We start from the raw sequence: 23,686 nt of genomic DNA on the forward strand, positions 1-23,686 counted from the left end.
ATATGGCTGACAACGTTGTCAGCAGGCCCCATCAACCCACTTTCAGCGGCACGCCGTCAAGTTTGTGCCGATAACGTCTCTGCATACCGGCCCTGGCTAGGTGTTAGGGGCATGCGTCAAAGCGATCGGCGCGACCGGGGCGCGGGAAATTGTCGGCGCCGGCGCTCACACTGCAGGCATGACGGTCACACAACAGGGGGGACCTGATCATCTGTCGGAGGACGACCTGCCGGACATGGCCGACGTCGAGTCTCCGCAATGGGCGCGACACTACGGAACGATGGCGGGGCTGGGCTTCCTCACGGTCGCGCGGCGGCTGCCCCGGCTGATCCGGCAGGCGCTGGGCATCGCCTGGGAGGCGAGTCCCCGCGACACCGTGGCCACGGTCACACTGAGCACACTCGGCGGCGTCTTCACCGCCTTCGGCCTGCTCGCCACGACGGGCGTGCTGACCGCGCTGTTCCAGGCGGGCCCGACTCCGGAGCGGATCCGGGCCGCGCTGCCCAGCCTGCTGCTCGTGGGCCTTGCCGCCACCGCGCGCACGACCCTGCAGGCGGGCGCCGGTTGGGCCCAGTCCCGGCTCGAACCGCAGGTCAGCCGGATCACGGAAGAGCGCCTCTACACCCTGACCAGCCGGGTCGACCTCGTCTGCTTCGACGATCCCGAGTTCCACGACGCGCTGCAGCGGGCCCGCATGCGCGGTATGCAGATGGCCGAGATGGTCGTGAGCACGGCCATCGACACACTGGCGGGCCTGGTCGGCATCGCGGCCGCGGCGGGCGTGCTGGGCGTGCTGCACCCCGTGCTGCTGCCGCTGCTCCTGCTCGCGGTCGTCCCCGACGCCTGGGCGGCCGTACGGGCCGCGCGGATGCGCTACACGACCGCCCTGGTGCTCGTCCCGGCCAGACGGCGCAAGTGGATCATCGAGGAACTGCTGGCGGACAAGGACACCGCGGCCGAGGTCCGCACGTTCACCATGCGCGGCTTCCTGCTGCGGATGTTCGACACGGTCGCCCGGGGCGAGCAGCGGGTCATGCTCGACCTCGCGCGGCGGCAGACCGTCGCCCGCGTCCTCGGCGAGGCACTGGGCGGCCTGGGGCAGGGCATGGTCTACGTCGCGCTCGGCCTGCTGCTCGCGGCGGGCGCGGTGCCCCTCGCGGTGGCCGGCACCGCGGTGCTCGCCATCCGGTCCGGGCAGACCTCGCTGTCGAACTTCATGTACGCGACGAACCGGCTCTACGAGGAGGGGCTCTACTTCACCGACTTCCTGGACTTCATCGCGCACGCCGAGGGGCGCATCCCGCCCGCCCGCGACCGGACGGCCCCCGGCGACTTCGGCCGCATCACGGTCGAGGAGGTCACCTTCTCCTATCCCGCCGCGCCGGCCCCCGCCCTGCGCGGGGTGTCGGTCCGTATCGAACGCGGGGAGGTCGTGGCTCTCGTCGGCGAGAACGGCTCGGGCAAGACGACCCTCGCGAAGATCCTCGCCGGGCTGTACGAGCCGGACGGCGGCCGCGTCCGGTGGGACGACGCCGACCTGGCCGAGGTCGATCCCGACAGCCTGCGCCGCAGGATCGCGGTCATCGCCCAGGACCACACCCGGTGGCCGCTGACCGCCCGCCACAACATCACCATGGGCACGGAGAAGGGCGAGGCCGAGGTGACCCGCGCCGCCGAGGTCGCCGGCGCCGACCAGGTCATCGCCGAGCTCCCGTACGGCTACCGCACGCTGCTCGACCGGCGGTTCAAGAACGGCCACGAGCTGTCGGGCGGGCAGTGGCAGCGGATCGCGGTGGCCCGCGGGTTCTACCGGGACGCGCCCCTGCTGATCTGCGACGAGCCCACGGCCGCCCTCGACGCCAGGGCGGAGCACGCGTTGTTCGAGCGGATCCGGGAGCACGCCGACGGCCGGACCGTGCTGCTCATCACCCACCGCCTCGCCAGCGTGCGCTACGCCGACCGCATCTACGTGCTCGACCACGGCAAGGTCCGCGAGCACGGCACGCACGAGGAACTGATCGCCCTCGACGGTCTCTACGCCGACCTCTACAACCTCCAGGCCGAGGCCTACCGCTCGGCCTGAACCACCCGCCCGAGCTACCTGCCCGAGCCACCTGCCCGGCCGCTCACCAGCGGGCCGGGCAGGCGTGCGTCTCAGGAGGCCTGCTCGCAGTCCGGGAGCATGTCGCGCATGGTGAGCACGTCCTTGTAGTACTGGATCTTCCGCTGGATCCCGCCCTGCTTCTGGCGCAGGTCGGCGATCTGGGCCTCGACCTTCCGGTCGTGCTCGTCCAGCAGCGCGATCCTGTCCTCGACGGTGTGCTCGCCCTGCCGTACGAGCTGGGCGAAGCGCAGCATCTCCGCGATCGGCATGCCGGTGTCGCGCAGGCAGCGGATCATGCCGAGCCAGCTCACGTCGTCCTCGCTGAACCGCCGCTGGCCTGCCGCGTTACGGCCGACCGGCTCCAGCAGCCCAATCCGTTCGTAATACCGAAGGGTGTCGAGGCTGAAACCGGTCTCCTCGACGACCTGTCCAGGTGTGTACACGGCCACACCATTGATCCTGGCACATCGCCCCTTCTGTAGGTGTTTCGCAAGCGGATCGCAACCCGCGGCTTTATAACGGGTCGTGCACGTATGATCCGGTGCCCGCGGCTCCCCGGGGAGCGTCCGGGCGGCGTCCCCGATGGAGCCAGTGAGAAATGCCCGGCACCCCCCGCTCGACGGCCGCCTCGGTGACCCTCATCGCCGCGGTTCTGCTGTCGATCCCGATGACCCCTGCCGCAGCCCCTGCCGCCGCGGCGACGCCCGGCGACCGCCTTCCCTGCCGCCCGGGCAGCGGCCCGCATCTCGCCGGCCGGGACCTCACCCGCATGACGCTGCCCGCCGACCTGTCCTGCGCGGACCTGCGGGGCGCCAAGCTCGACGGCCTGACCGTGCGGAGCCTGCTCACCGGGGCCGATCTGACCGGAGCCTCGCTCAAGGGCGCCCACCTCGGGTACGCGCAGATGGCCGGTGCCAGGCTGCGCAAGGCCGACCTGTCCGAGGCCGAGCTGTACTACGCGGACCTGCGCGGCAGCGACCTGCGCGAGGCCACGATGGACGACTCCTCGCCCTACTACGCGCACTTCGAGGGGGCCGACCTCAGCGGGGCCACGATGGCGCGGGCCAAGACGTACGACGCGCAGTTCGACGACGCGAAGCTGGTCGGCGTCGACCTGACCGACGCCGCCGCCTACGGCGCGGACATGCGCCGGGCCGACCTCAGACGGGTCAAGGCGGCGAAGGCCAGGCTCTACGGCGCCACCTTCATCAGGACCGTCCTGCGGCAGGCGGATCTCAGCGGCGCGCAGTTGTACGAGTCGGTCATGACCGGCGCGGACTTCAGGGGGGCCGACCTCACCGGGGCCGACCTGCGGGATGTCAGGGACGCCCGGCTGACCGGGAGCAAGGGCGTGCCCAGGTTCCTGCCGGCGCCGGACCCGTCGTGCGCGCCCGGCACCGGTCAGGACTACCGGGGCTGGGACCTGACCGCGGTGACGGACTTCCCCGACGACCTGAGCTGCGCCGACCTGACCGGCGCCAAGCTGGACGGCGTCGACCTGACGGGGGTCAAGCTGAACCGGGCGATCCTCCGCGACGTCTCCGCCGCCGGGGCGAGCCTCCGCTCCGCGAAAGGCGCCGACCTACGGGGCGCACGGCTGCGGCGCGCCAAGCTCGGCAGCGCCGACCTCGCGGGGGCGGATCTCTCCCGGGCCGACCTGTCGGACGCGGCGCTCGGCAGCGCCACCCTGACACAGGCCAAGCTGGTCGGCGCCGACCTCCGTGACGCGGAGCTGATCAGCGTGACGGCCGACCAGGCCGACTTCACCGGCGCGAGGATGGACCGGGCATACCTCCACCACGGCAAGTACCGCGACGCGGTCTTCCGCAAGGCCGTCCTGACCGACGCCGATCTCAGCGATGCCGAGCTGCGGGGCGCCACCTTCGAAGACGCCGAGGTCACCGGGCTGAATCAGGACTTCGCCGAGGACGTCGACCTGTCGGGGTCCTCCAGCCGCATGTCCACCGGCTGGCTGATCTTCTTCGGCGTCACCGGTCTGGTCGCCTTCTGGATCGTCGCCGGGCTGACCACGGCCAGGGTGCGGCGGAGGAGAGCCGCCAGGGAGGCGGCCGCCGAGAGAGCGGTCCGGTTCGAGGACGCCAGACGCGTCCAGGAGGAGAACGTGACCCGGCTGGGCGAGGAGATCGACAGCGTGGCGGACCGGACCGGCGAGGTGGACTGGAACGCGGTCCTGGACGCCTACGACGCGGCGAAGGAGGCGCTGGCGAGGGCCCACGACATGAGCGACCTGACGGACGTCGAGACCATCGTGGCGCGCGGTCGTAAGGCCCTCACCCGCCGCCGGTGAAAGCCGCTTGTGCTGGAGTGCGCTCCAGGCGGCAGGGTGATCGGTATGAGAATCGCTCTGGGGACCATCCCCTTCGGGACCACCGTGGACGAGGCGACTTCGTTCGCCATCCTCGACCGCTTCGTCGAAGGCGGCGGAACGATCCTCGACACGGCCAACAACTACCCGTTCTGGCAGGAGGGCGCGACCGGCGACGAGAGCGAGGCCACCATCGGCCGATGGCTCGCCTCCCGGCGCAACCGGGACCAGGTGGTGATCAGCACCAAGTGCGGCGCCCGCCCGTCCGTGCCCGGCGCCCGTACGCTCGACGCCGCCGAGGGCCTGTCCGCCGGTGTGGTCAGGGCCGCGATCGACGGCAGCCTGCGGCGTCTCGGCACCGATCACGTGGACGTCTACTGGGCCCACATCGACGACAGGTCAGCACCGCTTGAGGAGACGGTCGCCGCCTTCGACGAGCTGGTGCTCGCCGGCAAGGCCAAGGAGGTGGGCGCGAGCAACCACGCGGTGTGGCGGCTGGATCGGGCCCGCTCACTGGCGGCGGCCCGCGGCGCCACACGCTACAGCCACGTGCAGCTGCGCCACTCCTACCTCCGCCCCCGGCCCGGCGTACGGCTGCCCGAGGGCGGGCACACCCTGGTCACCGAGGAACTGCTCGACTACGTGCGCTCCGAGGGCGACCTGACGCTGTGGGTCTACACCTCGCTGCTCGCGGGCGCGTACGCCGGCAAGCCGCTGCCCGAGCACTACGACCACCCGGGCACCAGCAGGCGGCTGGCCGTGCTGGACGAGGTGGCCGGCGAGCTCGGCGCGACGCGCAACCAGGTCGTGCTCGCCTGGCTGCGGGCGCAGGACATCATCCCGATCGTCGGCGTCAGCTCGATCGCCCAGCTCGACGAACTGCTCGCCGACGTCAAACTCGACGGCGAGCAGATCGCCCGCCTCGACGCCCCCGCCTGACGCGCCGGGGCGCGTCCGCGCCCGCGAAGGGCGCCTGCGAAGAGCGCCTGCGGCGGGAAGCCGAAGCCTGCCCCGCCGCAGGCGCCCTCGGCCGGTAGATCTTGTCGAACGTTGGGTGAGCGTTTAGGGTCCTGAACGTGGCATCCGGAGAGCGGACGCTCACGGAGGACGCCTGGTGCCGCGCATCCTGGCGCAGACGACCGCCATGACCTTCTCCCTCGCCACCCCGGAGCACATCATGACGCCAGCGTTGGAGATCAGCGGGCTGACCAAGCGATTCGGCGACAAGCTCGCCGTCGACGCCATCGATCTCAGCGTCCCCCAGGGCTCCTTCTTCGGGCTCGTCGGCCAGAACGGGGCCGGCAAGACCACCACCCTGTCCATGGCCGTCGGCCTGCTGCGCCCCGACGACGGCAGCGCCAGGATCTTCGGCGAGGACGTCTGGGCCGCTCCCGAGCGAGCCAAGGCCATGGTCGGGGTGCTGCCCGACGGGCTGGCCATGCCCGAGCGGCTGACGGGGCGCGAAGTGCTCACCTATCTGGGCCTGCTGCGGGGGCTCGACAAGGAGGTGGTGGCGCGACGGGCCGAGGACCTGTTGGCCGTGCTGGAGCTGGACGGCGTGGACAAGACGCTGGTCATCGAGTACTCGACCGGCATGCGTAAGAAGATCGGGCTGGCCACCGCACTGCTGCACGCGCCGCGGCTGCTGGTGCTGGACGAGCCGTTCGAAGCGGTCGACCCGGTGTCGGCCGCCACGATCAAGACGATCCTGCGCGGCTTCGTCGCGGGCGGCGGCTCGATCGTGTTGTCCAGCCACGTCATGGCTCTGGTCGAGCAGCTGTGCGACCGCGTCGCGGTGATCGACAAGGGGACGGTGGCCGCCGCCGGCACCCTGGACGAGGTACGCGGCGCGAACTCCCTGGAGGAGACCTTCGTCGAACTCGTCGGCGAGCAGGACAACGGGCTCAAGGAGCTGTCGTGGCTGTCGCACTGACCACGGTCACCATGGCCCGGATGAAGGTCGCGATGCTGCGCCATGCCTTCCGTGGCACGCGGGCGCAGACCGCGGGCACGGGCGCGGTGCTCGGCGCACTGCTCGCGGCGGGCACGATCTATCTGGCCTTCACCGATTCGGACCTGCTGGCGGCCGGGTACGCGGTCTGGCTGCTGGGCTGGATACTCGGCCCGATCTTCATGGGCGGCGGCGACGAGACGCTGCGTCCGGAGTACTTCTCGCTGCTGGGCCTGTCACCGCGCCGGCTGGCGGCCGGGCTGCTGGTCTCGGCCTTCGTCGGCGTGGCGCCACTGGTGAGCCTGACCGCCCTGCTCGGGCTGCTGGTCGCGGGAGTCAGGCTCGGCGTCGCCAACGCCCTGGTGGCGGTGCCGGCGATGGCGCTGCAGCTGGCTGTCTTCGTGCTGCTGTCGAAGGTCTCCGTGGCGGTGGTCGGGTTGGCGCTGCGCACCCGGCCGGGAGCGATCGTCTCCGGCTTGCTCAACGGCGCGATACTGGCGGCGCTCGGCCAGATCTGGGTCTTCTTCATGCTCTTCGGCCAGACCGGTGTGCCCGCCGTGGTCTGGTACCTGCCCTCCGGGTGGGGCCTGCTGGCCGTCCGGGGCGAGTGGTGGGCGCTTGGAGCGCTGGCCCTCCTGGCGCTGCTGCTCCTGGGCGCGTGGGCCGCGCTGCTCAGCAGGCGTGCGGGCGCCGCGCGACCCTCCACTCGGGGCAGACGCCCGATGCGGCCGGCGACCGCCAACGGCGCGATCGTCGCCAAGGAGCTGCGCACCTGGTCGCGCGACCTGGTTCGCAACCACCAGCTGACCTTCGCGTTGTCGTACGGCGTCTGCTTCGCGGCCAGCCCGCTGGTCCTCGGCTGGGACGGCATGCTGCCGTACGCGGGTCCGATCTTCATCGTGATGGCCGCGGCCATGACCTCCAACCTGTACGGCACCGACGGCACCGCGCTGTGGCTGACGCTGATGACACCGAGCGCGAGCGACGTGCGCGGCAGGCAGCTGGCCTGGCTGTCGGCACACGCGCCGGTGGCGATCGTGCTGACCGTGGCGTTCACCGCGGTCACCGGTGGGCCGTGGCCCCTGATCCTGGCGCTGCTGCCCGCCCTGCTGGGCGGCGCGACCGGGCTGGTGCCGCTGGTCTCGGCGTACGGGCTGGTGCCCGGCACCGACCCGCATCGCCGCGCGGGCAACCCGCTGCGCACCAGCGAGGACGACGGCGGCCTGACCGGGCTGGCCTATCTGATGCTGGTGCTGGTGCTCCTGACGGCCGTGCCGGCAGGCCTGGTGGCGATCTGGTACGGCTGGGCCGGCGTGGCCGTCGGCGTCGTGACCGGCGTGCTGTGTCACTGGGGCTTCGGCCTGCTCGCCGAGCGGCGACTGCGGTCGCAGGGCCCGGAACTGCTGGACGTGATGCGGACCGGCCGCAAGCCGCAGGCGACGATGAAGTTCCGCTTCGAGCAGCTGTCCAAGACGCACAAGACGATCGCCTGGTGGTGCTTCGGCTTCGGCGCCATCCCACTGGTCCCCCAGGGCATCATCGCCGCCGTCTTCGTGGCGAACGGCATGCTGCGCCACACGTGGTTCCTGGCCACGTACATGCCGCCTGGGCTGCGTTATCCGGTCGCCGCCGCCTTCGTCGTGCTCGGGCTGGCCATGTACGGCACCGGTGTATGGGTCGTCAGGCCACGGTCATCCCGATGATGCGGGCGGCCGTCCCTCTGGGAGCCGGCTAAAGCCCGAGCAGGCTGTCGATGCCGGCCTTGATCCTGTCCTTCGTCACTCCACGGTCCGCAGTGAGGTGCGCGAACAGGCTCGGCACGAACGGCGCGAGCAGCAGGTGGGCCAGGATCGTGGGGTCCGATTCCGGTCTCATCTCGCGTAGCAGCATGGACACGTGCGTATGCATGGTGAGGTACGCGCCGCTCTGATAGCGGGCGCCCGGTGAGGCGCTCTCCGCCGCCGCCATGATCTCGCCCTGCTCGATGACCCGGTCGGCGACCGTGTGGAGGAAGGCGCGCAGCCGCTCGGCGGGCGGGGCGCCGGGGCCGAGGGGCGGTGGACCGGTCATGAAGGCCTGCTGGAAGCGCTGCTCGCCGTCGTCGAGCACCGCGAACAGCAGGCGGCTGACGTCGCCGAACCGGCGGTAGACGGTGCCGACGCCCATGCCCGCGGCGTGCGCCACGGCGTTCATGGTGACGGCCGCCGGGCCCTGCTCCGCGATCAGGCGGGCGGTCGCGTCGAGGATCTTCCGCCGGTTCCGAGCGGCGTCCGCGCGCTCCGGCGGGGCCTGTCCGGTGACGCGAAGCTCGGTGCGGGGCATGTCCCGAGGCTACCGGACCGGAGATCCGGTCTCCGGTTTGCGAACCGGATTGTTATCCGATTTACTGCCTTCGAAGCGGATAGCTATCCGCTTGATCGTCGTCGTTCGGAGGAGACGTCATCATGAGTGCCAAGATCGCCGTCATCTACTACTCGGCCACCGGCAACGTCCACCAGCTCGCCAAGGCGGTCGCCGAGGGCGCGGAGAAGGCCGGCGCCGAGGTCCGGTTGCGCCGGGTCGCCGAACTGGCGCCGGACTCCGCCATCGACGCCAACCCGGCCTGGCGCGAACACGTCGAGGCTACCAAGGACGTCGAGGTCGCCACGCTGGACGATCTGGTCTGGGCAGACGCCTACGCCTTCGGCTCGCCGACCCGTTACGGCAACATCGCCTCACAGCTCAAGCAGTTCATCGACACCACGGGCGGCATCTGGCAGCAGGGCGTCATGGCCAACAAGCCCGCCACCGGGTTCGCCAGCGCCCACAACGCCAACGGCGGCAACGAGTCGACGATCCTCGCCCTCTACAACACCTTCCACCACTGGGGTTCGATCATCGTCTCGCCCGGTTACACCAACCCGGTGGTGTACCCCGCGGGCGGCAACCCGTACGGCACCGCCCACCCGGGCGGCACGGGCGCCCCGTCCGAGGACACTCTCGCGGCCGCCCGCTACCAGGGCGAGCGCCTGGCGACCATCACGGCCAGCCTCCTGGCCGGTCGGGCTGCTTGAATGGCGGCATGCTGCACCTGTTGATCGTCTCCTACACCGGCTCCGAGGAAGACGCCGCCCCCTTCGTTCGCGATCACGTCGAATATCTCGAACGGCACCACGCGGACGGCGTCTTCCTGGTGTCGGGGCAGACGGTGCCGTCCTCGCAGGGCGGCGCCATCGTGGCGTGCGGCGTGGACCGCGAGGCCATCGAGCGGATCAGCGCCGAGGACCCGTTCGTCGTGAACGGCGTCGCGACCCACGCGATCACGACAATCGAGCCGGGGCGCGTCCATGCTGCTCTGGCAGCGCCGCTGACCGCCGCGGCGGCGTCGCGCGACTGACCTGCCAGGAGTCATGCCCGTTCCTGTCGTCCCGGTCGTCCTCGAATCGCGATCGGAGCGGTGCGGCTCATCACGACGGCCGCACTGCCACCGGCCACTCCCTGACAGGGGGCCATCGTTGAATACGATGAGTAATGCGCAATCCACTCGGGGTTACGAAGTGAAGCCGGGTTAACCTCCGCAGGTGGTGGCCCGGCTTTCGCGTATCCAGGCGTCCTCCTGGGACCAGTGCGGCGTCCGTGCCGCCGGCACCACGGAGCACAAACGTCTGCGGGCTTCTTCGCTAAGAGCAGGCGCGGCGAGCACGAGTCCGATCGCGTACAGCCCCACACTCGTGTGGATCGACTCGTCGATGAACCCGGCCAGGGCCGACCCAGGGCGATGCATAGAGTAATCATGCCGCAACGGTATGGAGTCGGCAGGCCTTCCGGGGCGTACAGCCCTCCGCCGCTCCGGCTCCGAACTCAAGCCCTTCAGCCGGTCCCCGCGCCGCTAGTGAAGGTGGTCCGAGAGGTAGCGGCGGACGAGGCGCTTGCATTCGGCGATGAGGTCGGGGTCGCCGTCGGGGTGGACGCGGAAGGCCAGCTTGAGCACGGCGTCGGCGGCCTCCACAGCGACCACGAAGGCGCGCGACAGGCCGTCGCCCGGCGCCACGCCGAGCCGGTCGACGATGAGGGAGCGCAGCCGGTCGGCGACGACCACGTTGTTCTCCAGCGCCTCGTCGAGCATCCGCTGGGTTCCGGGCAGGGCGGGACCGCCGGGAGCGGCGAGCACCTCCCCGAAGTCCACCACCCCGAAGCCCGGCGTGGTCCGCTTCATCCGGACGAACTCGTCGACGACCATATCCACGGCGTCGGTCCAGTCGGACGGCGGCGCGGCGGCCAGCCGGGACGTGATCCGGTCCAGGTACGCCTCCAGGTTCCGCAGCGCGAGCGCGCGGACCAGGCTCTGCTTGTCGGTGAAGAACTGGTAGAAGGTCCCGATCGGCACCTCGGCCTTGCGGGCGACCTCCTTGGTGGTCAGGGCGGCGTACCCCACCTCGTCGAGCAGCAGGGCGCACTCGTCCAGCATGCGCCCGACCCGCTCCTGACTGCGGCGCTGCGCCGGCCGTCGGCGCAGCGCTCCCCCTGTCGTCATTCCGCCATTCTCTCCCGCTTTTCGGTCAACCGAGTTAACATGAGTTTCCCTCATATTAGCTGAGAGAGGCGGCACTATGTTCCTCTGGGGCACGGCCACCGCGTCCTACCAGATCGAAGGAGCGGTGAACGAGGACGGCAGAGGGCCCTCCGTCTGGGACACCTTCTCCCACACGCCGGGAAAGGTCCGCGACGGGCACACGGGGGACGTGGCCTGCGACCACTACCACCGTTACCCCGAGGACGTGGCGCTGATGGCCGGCCTCGGCGTCAACGCCTACCGCTTCTCCATCGCCTGGCCGCGGGTGACGCCCACCGGCGCCGGCCCGGTCAACCAGGCCGGTCTCGACTTCTACGACCGTCTGGTGGACGCGCTGTGCGAGCGCGGCATCACCCCCGTGCCGACGCTCTTCCACTGGGACCTGCCGCAGGCGCTGGAGGACGAGGGCGGCTGGCTCGACCGTGACACCTCCCGCCGTTTCGCCGACTACGCCGCCGTCGTCGCCGAACGGCTGACCGACCGCGTACGCATGTGGATCACGCTCAACGAGCCGTTCGTCCACATGGTGGAGGGATACGGCCTGGGCATCCACGCCCCGGGCAGGGCGCTCATGTTCGACGCGCTGCCGGTGGCCCACCACCAGTTGCTCGGGCACGGCCTGGCCACGCAGGCACTGCGGGCGGCCGGCGCGGAGCAGGTGCTGATCACCAACAACTGCACCCCGGTCTGGCCGGCCTCGGACTCACCGGAGGACCTGGCCGCCGCCGAGACGTACGACATCCTGCACAACCGGCTGTTCAACGACCCGGTCCTCACCGGCGCCTACCCCGACCTGACGGCGTTCGGCGTCGAGATCCCGGTGAGACCCGGCGACCTGGAGGCGATCGGCCAGCCTCTCGACGGGCTGGGGATCAACTACTACAACCCCACCCGTATCGGCGGCCCCGGCGGGGACGGCCTGCCGTTCCGGTTCGAGGAGATCTCCGGCGTTCCCACCACCGCGTTCGGCTGGCCCGTCGTCCCCGACGGCCTGCGCGAGCTGCTCGACTCCCTCAAGGCCAGGTACGGCGACGCGCTGCCGCCCGTCTACATCACCGAGAACGGCTGCTCCTACGACGGCCTGGACGACCAGGAGCGGATCGCCTACCTCGACGGCCACATCACGGCGATGCGCCGGGCGAACGTGGACCTGCGGGGCTACTTCGTCTGGTCGCTGCTGGACAACTTCGAGTGGGCCGAGGGCTACCACCAGCGGTTCGGCCTGGTCCACGTCGACTTCGACACCCAGCAGCGCACCCCGAAGGCGTCCTACCACTGGCTGCGGAAGTTCCTGGAGGCTCAGAGCACCGACACGTGAACGTGGTCGTAGTGGTTGGCGGTGATGCCGCCGCGGTCGGACATCATCCGCCAGCCGGCCCGCGTACGCATGTCGTAGTAGCGCTGCTGCCAGATGATGTACATGATCCCGTACTCGCTCGCGTGCTGGATGCACCACTGAGCGAGGGCGTCGCCACGCTCCTTGGCCACCGCGTCGGGCATTCGGCCGCCGCTGCTCATCATGAAGTCGCAGGCCCGGCCCTTGCCGTGCTCCCCCGGGTCACCGACCCGCAGGCAGCCGACGCTGAAGGGCATCGGGAACTGCGACATGATCGCGTTGCGCACGGTGATCAGGCGCTGCGTCAGGCCGCTGCCGGCGTCGGGCGTCTGGAAGCCGTACTTGGCCATCAGCCGCTCGACCTCGCCGCGCCTCGACTTGAGCTCCTTGATGTGGGCCTGCAGCTTGTCGATCTCGTCGGCGGCGGAGGCGGCCGCCTTCTTCTGCTTGGCGACGAGGTCCTTGACACCGTTGAGCCGCTCGGTCCTGGCGTTGCCGAGATAGGCCAGCGTCGCCAGCGAGCTGGGGTCGGCCGACAGGGAGAAGATCCGGGAGGCGTCCGCGCCCCCGCTCATGTACGAGGTCTGGGCGAACGCGGCCACCTGCCGCTGGGCCGCGAGCAGGTCCGACTTCAGCTTCTTGACGTTGCCGGACGCCTTCTGCGCGGCCCTCTTCGCGTCGTCCAGGCTGAGGATCTCGCCGCGGTACTCCTTCTGGAGCGCGGCGGCCTCCTGAGTGAGTTTGCGGAGCTTGGCCTGCTGGTCCGGCTCGGCCTCAGCAGTGAGCGCACCCGAGGCGGCGCCGAAGACAGATGGTGCGACGAGCAGCGCGGTGGTGACCACCGCCAGCCTGGCCCAGCGTCCCGACCGCACGCGACCTCCACTCGGATTCGGCCTGAAACTATAGAAGACGATCTTTACGTCTGCTAGCGGAACAGGTGAAACTCTTGGGCCTAAAGCGGACAAGCGCCGGACTTCCCACGATGTGACCAATTCGAGACTTACGCGTCGCCTTACCGCACTTGAACGCGATTTGACCCCGGCAGACATTCGGGAGATCGTCACCCCCCACGAAGGGCTCACCGATGTCCCGACGAGAGATCGTCTCGACTCTGGCCGCCGCGGCTCTCGGCGCGGCGCTCCTGCTGCCGGGCTCCCCGGCGCAGGCCGGCCAGGGCGACCCGCTCCCCCCATCGGACCAGGCCGACCTCTACCAGCTCGACAGCGCGCCCGGCACCTCGGGCACGCTGACCCAGAAGGGCTTCGACGTCGTCCAGCGGCACCTCGCGGGCGACAAGGAGCACGTCGAACTGACCGCGACCCCCGCCGAGCTCAAGAAGCTCCAGATCCTCGGCTACCGGCCGAAGCCGGTGCGCAATCCCCAGGGCCAGACGCAGTCGCAGGCCGCGAAGGCGCAGGCGGCCGGCGGATACACCGTCTGGAAGTCCTACTCGGAGAAGGGCGGCATCGCCGACCAGCTCCGATCCATCGCGAACGCCAACAAGGACGTCGCGAAGCTCGAGACGATCGGCAAGACCCTCCAAGGGAGGGACATCCTCGCGCTGAAGCTGACGAAGCTGGCCCAGGTGCTGCCCGACGGCGTCAAACCGTCGGTGCTCTACTCGGCCACCCAGCACGCGCGCGAGTGGATCGCGACCGAAGTCGACATGCGGCTGCTGAAATACCTGGTGGCCAACAAGAACAAATCCGACGTCGGCCGGCTGCTGACCACCACCGAGGTGTGGTTCGTGCCGGTCGCCAACCCCGACGGCTACGACTTCACCTTCACCGAGGGCAACCGGCTCTGGCGCAAGAACCTGCGGGACAACGACGGCGACGGCCAGATCACGGGCAACGACGGCGTCGACATCAACCGCAACTTCCCCACCCGCTGGGGGTACGACGAGGAGGGCTCGTCCAGCGTCTTCAGCAGCGAGACCTACCGCGGCACCGCCCCGGTGTCGGAGCCCGAGGCGCGGGCCATGGACGGCCTGCTCAAGCGGCTGCGTTTCAAGGCGCAGGTCAACTACCACTCGTACGGCCCGCTGCTGCTCTATCCCGAGGGCTGGCAGGTCGCGACGAAGACCGCCGACGATCCCGTCTACCTGGCGCTGACCGGCACCGACGAGAACCCGGCCGTCCCCGGCTTCGACCCGGGGGTCGGCGCCGAGCTCTACACGACGAACGGCGAGACCACCGATCACGCGCACAAGGCGTACGGCACGCTCGCCTGGACGCCGGAGCTGGAGGAGGGCTGCGACGGCTGCGGCTTCGTCTTCCCCGACGACGAGGCGCTGGTGCAGGCCGAGTTCGAAAAGCAGCTTCCCTTCGCGCTCGACGTCGCGAAGTCGGCGCTCGACCCGAGCGATCCGGTCAGCCACCTCGGCAACACCGTGCCCGACTTCGTCCTTGACCCGTTCGACGTCAGCTACGGCGCCGACCAGGTCGTGCAGGTGAACGCCAAGCGCAAGCTCGGCCCGGTCTTCCTCAACTACCAGATCAACGGCGGCCACACCAAGAACGTCCCGACCTCCGAGTGGAAGGGCGGCGAGCGCTACGGCGACGGCTACGACACCTACTTCCACCAGCTCAGGGGCACGGTCAAGGGTGCGAGACCCGGCGACACCGTGAAGGTGTGGTTCCGCTCGCCCACGAAGAAGAGCGAGGAGTTCACCTACAAGGTCTCCACGGACGTCGGCGGCAAGGTCCTGATCGTCGCGGCGGAGGACGTCACGGGCGTCAGCCCGGCCCAGGGCGTCACCGAGGCGAAGTACGCCGACGACTACGCCAAGGCGCTCGCGGCGGCCGGCTACTCCTCCGACGTGTACGACGTGGACAGGAACGGCCGTAAGGCGCCCCACCCGCTCGGGGTCCTCAGCCACTACAAGGCCGTCGTCTGGGAGACCGGCGACGACGTCATCCCCCGCGCGTCCGGGCAGCCCGCAGGCAGCGCCGCCAACCTGGCCGAGGCTCTGGAACTCGCGTTCCGCGACTACCTCAACGAGGGCGGCAAGCTGCTCGCCACCGGCAAGTACGCGCTGTACGCCCAGAACACCAACGGCTCCTACTGGTATGAGCCGGACTACCCGGCGCAACCCGAGTGCACGACCCTGAGCAAGCCCCCCTGCCTCTCGCTGAGCAACGACTTCGTGCAGTACTACCTGGGCGCCTACACCTACGTGGAGGGCGGCGGCCAGGACGCCGAAGGGAACACGTTGCCGCTGTGGGGCGCCGGCGGCGCCTTCGCCGGCTTCACCGGCACGCTCAACGGCGGCGACTCGCCCGGCAACCAGGACCACACCTCCGCGTTCGTCACGACGTCCTCGGTCCTGCCGGCCGACCGGTTCCCGCAGTTCGCCAGCTCGGCCCCGCTCAAGTGGCAGTACGGCGCGGGATCGCCGTTCAGCCCGCACACCGGCACCTGGGACGTGCAGAGCGGCCAGGCGGACGTGTCCTACAAGCGCCTGACGAGGACGATCGACCTCACCGGCAAGACCAGTGGCGAGCTGTCGTTCTGGACGTCGTACAACACCGAGCCCGGCTGGGACTTCCTGACGGTCGAGGCGCACACGGCGGGCCAGGACGACTGGACGACGCTGCCCGACGCCAACGGGCACACCTCCCAGGAGGCGGGCGACAGCTGCGCCAGCGGCTGGGTGGACATCCATCCGTTCACCGCCCACTACCAGACGTACGACGGCGCGTCGTCGTGCACCGCCACCGGCACGACGGGCGCGTGGCACGCCGCCTCCGGCTCGTCGAACGGCTGGCAGCAGTGGTCGGCCGACCTCACGCCGTACGCGGGCAAGAAGGTCGAGGTGTCGATCTCCTACATCAGCGACTGGGGCACCCAGGGCCTCGGCGTGTGGCTGGACGACATGACCGTCAGGGCGGACGGCGCGACCGTCGCGGAGACCTCGTTCGAGGACGACCTGGGCGGCTGGACCGTCGCCGGACCGCCTCCCGGATCGGCGACCGCGCTGAACGACTGGGCGCGCAGCGACCGCACGCTCGACGACGGCGCGGGCATCACCACGAAGGACACGGTCTACTTCGGCTTCGGCGCGGAGGGCGCGACGACCCAGGCGATGCGGACGGACCTGGCGCGCCGGGCCATGACGCATCTGCTCGGACGGGCGCATCCGTAGGACCCGCGGCCCGGCCCGCGCCACCCGGCGCGGGCCGGGCTCCGGCAGCTCTTGCCAAGGCCGATCAGAACATGGTTCGGTCTGACTGAGTGCGCGAAGACGCGCCCGAGCAGGAGGCAGGCATGCTGCACCACGACACGCTGTTCATCGGGGGCGACTGGGTGGCCCCCGCGGGCACGGACACGATCGAGGTGATCTCCCCCCACAGCGAGGAGGTCGTCGGCCGGGTCCCTGACGGCACCGCCGCCGACATGGACCGGGCCGTCGCCGCCGCCAGGGACGCCTTCGACAACGGGCCCTGGCCGCAGATGACGATGGCCGAGCGCGCGGCGGTCGTGGGCCGGCTGGCGGAGATCTACGAGGCGCGCCAGGCCGAGATGGCCGGGATCATCACGACGGAGATGGGCTCGCCGATCACCTTCTCCCAGCTCGCCCAGGCGCCGCAGCCGCTCGGCATGCTCAAGTACTTCGCCGGCCTCGGCGCGACGTTCCCCGTCGAGGAGGAGCGGCCCGGCCTGTTCGGCCCGGTGGTCGTCCGCCGCGAACCGGTCGGCGTGGTGGCGGCCGTCGTCCCCTGGAACGTCCCCCAGTTCGTCCTCATGACCAAGCTGGCCCCGGCCCTCGTCGCGGGCTGCACTGTGGTGATCAAGCCGGCCCCCGAGACGCCGCTCGACTCCTACCTGCTCGCCGAGATGATCAACGAGTCCGGCATTCCCGCCGGCGTCGTCAACATCGTCGCGGCCGGTCGTGAGGCGGGCGAGCACCTCATCTCCCACCCGGGCGTCGACAAGGTCGCCTTCACCGGATCGACCGCCGCGGGCCGCAGGATCGCCTCGATCTGCGGCGAGCAGCTCAAGCGCTGCACGCTCGAACTCGGCGGCAAGTCGGCGGCGATCATCCTGGACGACTGCGACCTGCCCTCGGCCATGGGCTTCCTCTCGATGGCCTCGCTGATGAACAACGGCCAGGCGTGCGTCGCGCAGACCCGCATCCTCGCCTCCCGCAACCGCTACGACGAGGTGGTCCAGGCCGTCGCCGAGATGGTGACGGGCCAGCAGGTGGGCGACCCCGCCGACCCGGCCACCGGGATCGGGCCGCTGGTGGCCAGGCGGCAGCAGGAGCGGGTCGAGGGCTACATCAGGACGGGCATCGAGGAGGGCGCCAAGCCCGTCGTCGGCGGCCTCGACCGGCCGTACGACCGGGGCTGGTACGTCGCCCCGACCGTCTTCGCCGGGGCCACCAACGACATGCGCATCTCCCGCGAGGAGATCTTCGGCCCGGTGCTGACGGTGATCCCGTACGAGGACGAGGCGGACGCGGTGCGGATCGCCAACGACAGCGACTACGGCCTGTCGGGCTCGGTCTGGACCGCCGACACCGACCACGGGATGGACGTCGCCCGCCGGGTGCGCACCGGCACCTACGGCGTCAACATGATGCACACGCTCGACCCGAACACGCCGTTCGGCGGCTTCAAGGCCAGCGGCCTCGGCCGGGAGCTCGGACCCGAGGGCCTGGCGGCCTACCTGGAGACCAAGTCCATCGCCCGCCTGGGCTGACGCGTCCCTCCGGCCCGGTGCGGCGTGCCTGCCGCACCGGGCCGGTGAAACCGCCCAGCGCGCCCCCGCGACGCTGGGCCACACCCTGCGAGGGTGTGCGCCGATCCCCCAATCGACGGTGCGGTGTCTGGAGTTCCCGCTTCACCACACAATCCGTATAGACGACCCTTATGGGGTTTTGGTTCGAGAGATCCAATGACCAATTTTCCGGACGAGGTCGGGGGTGGCCGCCGCCTCCGCATGGCCGTAGCCGGGCTCGATCCACAGCTCCTTCGGCTCGGCGGCGTGCTCGTACAACTGGTAGGCGTGCTCGAGGGGGAAGAACGGGTCGCTGTCGCCGTGGACGATCAGCAGCGGCGTGGGCGCGATCATGGCCGCAGCCTCGTACGGCGGGAGCGGCACGGGGTCCCATCCGCCGACCGCGATCCTGGTGCGCTTGACCAGCCGGGCCGCCAACCGGCCGTGCCAGCGTTCGATCGCCCAGTGGACCTGGCGCATGGGCTTGGTGCCGCGGTAGTACCAGCGGGCCGGGCCGCTCACCGACACCACCCCGTCCACGCCGCCGCGCAGCGCGGCGTGCCGCACGACCACGGCGGCGCCCATGGAGAAGCCGACGGTCATGATGCGCCGGTAGCCGATCGCGCGGGCGTGCTTGACCGCCGCGTCCACGTCGAGGACCTCCAGGTCCCCCACCGTGGACCGGCCGCCGGAGTGGCCGTGCCCCCGGAAGTCGAACGACACCACGCCGCCGTACCGTGACAGGACGTGCACGATGCGCCGGGTGTCCAGCCCCCTCCAGGTGCCGGTGAAGCCGTGCGCGACGACGATGCCCAGATCGAGAGAAGCAGGGCCGAGTGAGCTGTTGGGCGTGTGCGCCGCGTCGATGCGGACACCGTCCGCCGTACGCAGCATCGCTCCGAAAGCAGCAGCGAGAGCCATGCCCCCGACCTTATTTCCCACCACTTCACCCCCTGTGCGACGGGGATCTTTCAGAGGTCGGCCGTGGAGCGCAGCCGGTCCCAGGCGACCCCCAGCCTGACCTCCCCGTCGTCCAGCGACTCGATCTGGTCCCACTCGGCGTACCGGATCTCGCCGTGCATGCGCCGGACGAGGGCGCCGAGCAGCGACGGCCGCCACAGCCCGGGGCCGCGCTCGTACCCGAAGAGCCGCCCGGCGCGCCGCCGGGCGATCAGCAGCCCGGCCGTCCGGAAGGCCTGGTGGACCTCCGCGAGGAGCGGCCCGTCCTGCACCAGGCAGACGTCGGCGACGTTGCCGGCGACCTCCCCCGCCGGACCGCGGACGGTGCGGCCGATCAGTCCGCCGATTCGCGGCGTGTCCGGCCTGTCCTCCCACCTCTCCCGCACCCGGAGGGCCCTGTCCGGCGCGTCCTGCTCCTCGACGCCCGCCGCGCCCGGGATCCGGCCGACGACGTTCCCGGTCAGCCAGCGCTCCAGCGCCAGGTCCTGCCGTCGGCCCGCCACGCGTACGGCGCTGCCGATCTCGGTGACCATGCTCATCTCGATGCGGTACGGCCCCGGCCGCTCCTCGTCGCGGAAGAGGCGGTCGGTCTCGGTCATCAGCCACCCGGGGAGGCCACCGAGCCGCGGGCCGAGCGCCGGCGGCCCGGAGAGGATCGCGGTGACGTACGGCCGGTCGCCCGGCCGCACCTCCAGGTCGTCCACCTTGCACAGCAGGCGGTCGTCGCTCTCCCTGACGACCTGCCGGTCGAGCAGGTGCAGGCGGGCGTGCAGCACCCGCGCGGGCTCGCTCATCGATGCCTCACCCTCCTCTGCCGTGCCGTCACTGTCCCGCCTTCGTCGCGAGCATCAGGGGGATGGCCGCCAGCGCCACGACGAGAAGCAGCACCATGTAGAAACTTCCCAGCGCGTTGCTGAATCTGCCGTTGACCTTCGCGCCCATGTAGTCGGGATCGTTGGCGATCATGAGAACCGGCAGGTAGGTGAGCGGAAGGGCCGCGGCCGAGAAGACCAGCGAATACTCGGTCACCTTGATCGGATCGATGGTGGTGAGGATCAGCGCGGTCGCGACGATCACCGAGGCCAGCACGGTCACGTGGAACCGGGCGGCGCGGCCCGGCGCCACATACTTGCCCCACTGCCAGCCGAAATACTGGCTCAGCGAGTAGCCCGACGACAGGGCGGTCTCCAGCGTCGCGCCGAACGTGGCCGCGAACACCCCGAGGATCACCACGCCGAGCCCGGCCTTGCCCAGTCCCTCGGCGACCGGCAGCACCATCTGCCCGAGCGAATCGGGCTCGGCCTCGACCGGCATGAACACGGTCGCCGCGCAGGCCGCGATCGTGAGCGACAGCACCCCGCCGAGGGGGAAGCCGACGAACACGTTGGCCCGCGCCGTCACCAGATCCCTGCGGGTCCACTTCTCCTCGACGCCGCCCGAGGAGAAGAAGAACACCTCGTACGGCGTCATCGCCCCGCCGAGCAGCGCGATCGCGTAGTAGAGGTAGGTCGGCACGCCCTCGTCCTGCGGCGGCCGGGTGAGCTGCGTGGTCAGCTCGCCCCAGTCGGGCCCGAGCCGCCACAGCGCGACGATGAACACGACGAGCGCGAGCCCGGCCAGCCCGAAGACCCGCTCCATGGTGTCGAACTTCACCCGCCACATCACCAGCCACGCGACCAGGGCCACGGGAGGCACCCACAGCAGATAGTCGAGCCCGGTCGCCAGCTCCAGCGCGAGCGCCGCGCCGCCGATCTCGGCGGCGAGCGTGAGCACGTTGATGAAGAACGACGCGCCGAGGTTGACCAGCCCCGCGCGGGGACCCATGCGCTCGCGGACGAGGTCGAAGACCGGCCGCTGCGACACCGCCGCGATCCTGCCGGACATCTCGGCGAAGACGCAGATCCCGATGATGCCGACGACCACCACCCACGCGAGGGACATCCCGAACCTCGACCCGACGACGGCGTTCGCCACCAGGTCGCCGATGTCCACGAAGCCGCCGAAGGCCGTCAGGATGCCGAGCGTGACCGCGACCAGTCTCTTCACCTGTGCTTCTCCGCGAAGTCGCTCAGCTCGCTCGCGAGCCTGTCCAGCTCCCGTACGGCCGCCGCCGGGTCCTTCACCCCGTCGCGGCGCACCTGGATGAGCAGGTCCTCCACTTCGCTCTCGGCCTTCTCGGTGAGGCGCAGCACCTCGTCCCTGATCCGGTCGGAGGCGTCCGAGGGCGGCTGCACGCCGCCGAACTGGTCGTTCACGCTGCTCAGGTCCCGCGCCGCCTCGGTCAGCACGACCTCGGCGTACGGCCCGGTCATCCGGTCCCGGTACGCCACCGTGGAACGGGCGAAGCGCACGGCCGAGACGGCCGACTCCGCCGTCTTCCCCGCCTTGAGCGCGTAGTCGTCGTCGTCCCACGCGGGGCTGACGCAGGCGGACAGCAGGAGCGCCGCCAGGAGGGCCGGCGGCGCCAGCCGGACCGACGGGATCATGTGCGCCGCCGCAGCAGGAGGTAGGCGAGGACGAGGATCGGCACGAGAAACTCGGCCCAGGCGATCAGCAGCACGAGACCTTCATCCGTCACAGCCGCGCCACCTGCCCAGACGGCGGGCCTTTAGACAGGATGGAATGCGACTCGCGCCGACGGCGTTGCCTTCGAGGGTCCCGTACGGCGGCGGCGCGTGGCGGCGACCGGGATCAACTAAAATGGCTGGGCCGTGTCATGCGGCGGATGTGCGTCTCGCTTCGGTCCCGGGACGCGGACGACACCCCGACGAACCAGAGCGAGAAACTCCACTATGCCTATGAACACCCGCGACGACCTGCGGAACATCGCGATCATCGCGCACGTCGACCATGGCAAGACCACGCTGGTCGACGCCATGCTGTGGCAGTCCGGCGCGTTCCGGGCCAACCAGGACGTCGACGAGCGGGTCATGGACTCCAACGACCTGGAGCGCGAGAAGGGGATCACCATTCTCGCGAAGAACACCGCCGTCAGGCACGGCGGCATGACGCTGAACATCATCGACACGCCCGGCCACGCCGACTTCGGCGGCGAGGTCGAGCGCGGCCTGTCGATGGTGGACGGCGTGGTCCTGCTGGTGGACGCCTCCGAGGGCCCGCTGCCGCAGACCCGCTTCGTGCTGCGCAAGGCGCTGTCGGCGAAGATGCCGGTGATCTTGTGCATCAACAAGGTCGACCGGCCGGACGCCCGCATCGCCGAGGTCGTCGACGAGGTGTACGAGCTGTTCATCGACCTCGACGCGACCGAGGAGCAGATCGACTTCCCGATCGTGTACGCCTCGGCCAAGGCCGGGCGGGCCTCGCTGGAGCGCCCCTCCGACGGCGGGATGCCGGACTCCCCCGACCTGGAGCCGCTGTTCGAGACGATCAAGAGCACGATCCCGGCGCCGGTCTACGACCCGTCCGCGCCGCTCCAGGCCCACGTCACCAACCTCGACGCCTCGAGCTACCTGGGCCGGATCGCGCTGTGCCGCGTCCACCAGGGCACGATCCGCAAGGGCCAGCAGGTCTCGTGGTGCCGCACCGACGGCAGCGTGCAGCGCGTCAAGATCTCCGAGCTGCTGATGACCGAGGCGCTGGAGCGCAAGCCCGCCGAGGAGGCCGGGCCCGGCGACATCATCGCGATCGCCGGCATCCCGGACATCATGATCGGCGAGACGCTGGCCGACCCCGAGGACCCGCGCCCGCTGCCGCTGATCACGGTCGACGAGCCGGCGATCTCCATGACGATCGGCACCAACACCAGCCCGCTGGTCGGCAAGGTCAAGGGCTCCAAGGTCACCGCCCGCCTCGTCAAGGACCGCCTCGACAAGGAGCTGGTCGGCAACGTCTCGCTGCGCGTGCTGCCCACCGAGAGCCCGGACGCCTGGGAGGTGCAGGGCCGCGGCGAGCTGGCCCTGGCGATCCTCGTGGAGCAGATGCGCCGCGAGGGCTACGAGCTGACCGTCGGCAAGCCGCAGGTCGTGACCAAGGTCGTCGACGGCAAGGTGCACGAGCCGGTCGAGCGTCTCACCGTCGACTGCCCGGAGGAGTACCTGGGCGCCGTCACGCAGCTCCTGGCCGTACGCAAGGGCCGCATGGAGCACATGACCAACCACGGCACCGGCTGGATCCGCATGGAGTTCCTGGTGCCGGCGCGCGGCCTGATCGGCTTCCGCACCGAGTTCCTCACCGAGACCCGCGGCACGGGTCTCGTGCACCACGTGTTCGAGACGTACGAGCCGTGGTTCGGCGAGCTGCGCACCCGCAACAACGGCTCGCTGGTCGCGGACCGCGCGGGTCAGGTCACCGCCTTCGCCATGCTCAACCTGCAGGAGCGCGGCACGCTGTTCGTCTCCCCCGGCACCGAGGTGTACGAGGGAATGATCATCGGGGAGAACTCCCGCTCCGACGACATGGACGTGAACATCACCAAGGAGAAGAAGCTCACCAACATGCGCTCCTCCACCAGCGAGGAGACCGAGAAGGTGATCCCGCCGCGCGTCCTGTCCCTGGAGCAGGCCCTGGAGTTCATCCGCGACGATGAGTGCGTCGAGATCACCTCGGAGACCGTGCGCATCCGCAAGGTCGTCCTCGACTCGGCCAGCCGTGGCCGCGCCGCCGCCCGCGCCAAGCGCGGCAGCTGAGCTCCGTCATCCCGAGCCCCCGCGGATCCGATCGGCGGGGGCTTCGGCTTTCCCGCCTTCGCCCGCCTTCGCCCGCCTTCGCCCGCC

Annotated in this window: 19 protein-coding genes; 11 read left to right on the plus strand and 8 right to left on the minus strand. The window is 70.5% G+C overall.

Translation table 11 applies throughout. The features are described from left to right. The first annotated feature begins 178 nt into the window (after positions 1-178). A complete protein-coding gene (locus tag BXA11_RS27065) occupies positions 179-2,083 on the plus strand; it encodes an ABC transporter ATP-binding protein (RefSeq protein ID WP_076439007.1) in 1,905 nt (634 codons plus the stop codon). 71 nt (positions 2,084-2,154) lie between these two features. On the opposite strand, the gene BXA11_RS27070 is transcribed toward BXA11_RS27065, so the two are convergent. Beyond that, on the minus strand, positions 2,155-2,547 hold the full coding sequence (locus BXA11_RS27070) for a MerR family transcriptional regulator (protein ID WP_308441071.1): 393 nt from the start codon (positions 2,545-2,547) through the stop codon (positions 2,155-2,157). Between the two features lie 155 nt (positions 2,548-2,702). Between BXA11_RS27070 and BXA11_RS27075 the strand changes: the two genes are divergently transcribed. The 4 genes from BXA11_RS27075 to BXA11_RS27090 all read left to right on the plus strand — a co-directional run bounded on the left by BXA11_RS27075 (position 2,703) and on the right by BXA11_RS27090 (position 8,084). Then, positions 2,703-4,412 carry a pentapeptide repeat-containing protein gene (locus BXA11_RS27075; protein ID WP_076439011.1) on the plus strand — a complete coding sequence of 570 codons (1,710 nt, stop codon included), beginning with the start codon at positions 2,703-2,705 and terminating at the stop codon, positions 4,410-4,412. A 45-nt stretch (positions 4,413-4,457) separates the two neighbouring features. Beyond that, positions 4,458-5,369 (plus strand): aldo/keto reductase, encoded by a 912-nt coding sequence (locus BXA11_RS27080; protein ID WP_076439013.1) that lies wholly within the window; start codon positions 4,458-4,460, stop codon positions 5,367-5,369. 238 nt (positions 5,370-5,607) lie between these two features. Continuing rightward, the gene (locus tag BXA11_RS27085; RefSeq protein WP_030506004.1) at positions 5,608-6,363 is read left to right on the plus strand and encodes an ABC transporter ATP-binding protein; all 756 of its coding nucleotides are present in this window, start codon (positions 5,608-5,610) and stop codon (positions 6,361-6,363) included. Further along, positions 6,348-8,084, plus strand: a complete 1,737-nt coding sequence (locus BXA11_RS27090) for a hypothetical protein (RefSeq protein ID WP_076439015.1) — start codon at positions 6,348-6,350, stop codon at positions 8,082-8,084. The genes BXA11_RS27085 and BXA11_RS27090 overlap by 16 nt, the downstream gene beginning before the upstream one ends. A 28-nt stretch (positions 8,085-8,112) precedes the next feature. On the opposite strand, the gene BXA11_RS27095 is transcribed toward BXA11_RS27090, so the two are convergent. After that, positions 8,113-8,703 (minus strand): TetR/AcrR family transcriptional regulator, encoded by a 591-nt coding sequence (locus tag BXA11_RS27095; RefSeq protein ID WP_076439017.1) that lies wholly within the window; start codon positions 8,701-8,703, stop codon positions 8,113-8,115. Positions 8,704-8,825: 122 nt separating this feature from the next. Between BXA11_RS27095 and wrbA the strand changes: the two genes are divergently transcribed. Together wrbA and BXA11_RS27105 are read left to right on the plus strand one after the other, a co-directional pair. Further along, positions 8,826-9,434 (plus strand): NAD(P)H:quinone oxidoreductase, encoded by a 609-nt coding sequence (gene wrbA, locus BXA11_RS27100; RefSeq protein WP_076439019.1) that lies wholly within the window; start codon positions 8,826-8,828, stop codon positions 9,432-9,434. A gap of 8 nt (positions 9,435-9,442) precedes the next feature. Then, positions 9,443-9,757 carry a YciI family protein gene (locus BXA11_RS27105; protein WP_076439022.1) on the plus strand — a complete coding sequence of 105 codons (315 nt, stop codon included), beginning with the start codon at positions 9,443-9,445 and terminating at the stop codon, positions 9,755-9,757. A 492-nt stretch (positions 9,758-10,249) separates the two neighbouring features. Here BXA11_RS27105 and BXA11_RS27115 read toward each other — a convergent pair whose 3' ends face one another. Beyond that, a complete protein-coding gene (locus BXA11_RS27115) occupies positions 10,250-10,894 on the minus strand; it encodes a TetR/AcrR family transcriptional regulator (protein ID WP_076439026.1) in 645 nt (214 codons plus the stop codon). Positions 10,895-10,970: 76 nt separating this feature from the next. Here BXA11_RS27115 and BXA11_RS27120 point away from each other — a divergent pair, with 76 nt between their 5' ends. Then, positions 10,971-12,251, plus strand: a complete 1,281-nt coding sequence (locus tag BXA11_RS27120) for a GH1 family beta-glucosidase (RefSeq protein WP_076439028.1) — start codon at positions 10,971-10,973, stop codon at positions 12,249-12,251. Here BXA11_RS27120 and BXA11_RS27125 read toward each other — a convergent pair. Beyond that, a complete protein-coding gene (locus BXA11_RS27125; RefSeq protein ID WP_076439030.1) occupies positions 12,233-13,141 on the minus strand; it encodes a coiled-coil domain-containing protein in 909 nt (302 codons plus the stop codon). The genes BXA11_RS27120 and BXA11_RS27125 overlap by 19 nt on opposite strands. A 212-nt stretch (positions 13,142-13,353) precedes the next feature. On the opposite strand from BXA11_RS27125, the gene BXA11_RS27130 reads away from it, so the two are divergent. Beyond that, entirely contained in the window at positions 13,354-16,416 is a 3,063-nt protein-coding gene (locus BXA11_RS27130) for a M14 family metallopeptidase (protein ID WP_083744612.1), read from the plus strand. A gap of 122 nt (positions 16,417-16,538) precedes the next feature. After that, positions 16,539-17,975, plus strand: a complete 1,437-nt coding sequence (locus BXA11_RS27135) for an aldehyde dehydrogenase (RefSeq protein WP_076439032.1) — start codon at positions 16,539-16,541, stop codon at positions 17,973-17,975. Positions 17,976-18,143: 168 nt separating this feature from the next. Here the strand turns inward: BXA11_RS27135 and BXA11_RS27140 are convergent, their stop codons facing one another. Genes BXA11_RS27140 through BXA11_RS27155 form a run of 4 tightly spaced genes read right to left on the minus strand, consistent with a single transcriptional unit; the run spans position 18,144 to position 21,439 of the window. Then, positions 18,144-18,914 (minus strand): alpha/beta hydrolase, encoded by a 771-nt coding sequence (locus BXA11_RS27140; protein ID WP_239105108.1) that lies wholly within the window; start codon positions 18,912-18,914, stop codon positions 18,144-18,146. Between the two features lie 50 nt (positions 18,915-18,964). Beyond that, positions 18,965-19,747 (minus strand): hypothetical protein, encoded by a 783-nt coding sequence (locus tag BXA11_RS42435; protein ID WP_076439036.1) that lies wholly within the window; start codon positions 19,745-19,747, stop codon positions 18,965-18,967. Between the two features lie 28 nt (positions 19,748-19,775). Then, the gene (locus BXA11_RS27150; RefSeq protein ID WP_076439038.1) at positions 19,776-20,999 is read right to left on the minus strand and encodes an NRAMP family divalent metal transporter; all 1,224 of its coding nucleotides are present in this window, start codon (positions 20,997-20,999) and stop codon (positions 19,776-19,778) included. Further along, positions 20,996-21,439 carry a hypothetical protein gene (locus tag BXA11_RS27155; protein WP_076439040.1) on the minus strand — a complete coding sequence of 148 codons (444 nt, stop codon included), beginning with the start codon at positions 21,437-21,439 and terminating at the stop codon, positions 20,996-20,998. The genes BXA11_RS27150 and BXA11_RS27155 overlap by 4 nt, the downstream gene beginning before the upstream one ends. A gap of 306 nt (positions 21,440-21,745) precedes the next feature. Between BXA11_RS27155 and typA the strand changes: the two genes are divergently transcribed. Continuing rightward, a complete protein-coding gene (typA, locus tag BXA11_RS27160) occupies positions 21,746-23,599 on the plus strand; it encodes a translational GTPase TypA (RefSeq protein ID WP_030506018.1) in 1,854 nt (617 codons plus the stop codon). Positions 23,600-23,686: the final 87 nt, after the last annotated feature.

Origin of the sequence: Microbispora rosea, assembly GCF_900156315.1 — a bacterium.
Lineage (GTDB): Bacteria > Actinomycetota > Actinomycetes > Streptosporangiales > Streptosporangiaceae > Microbispora > Microbispora rosea.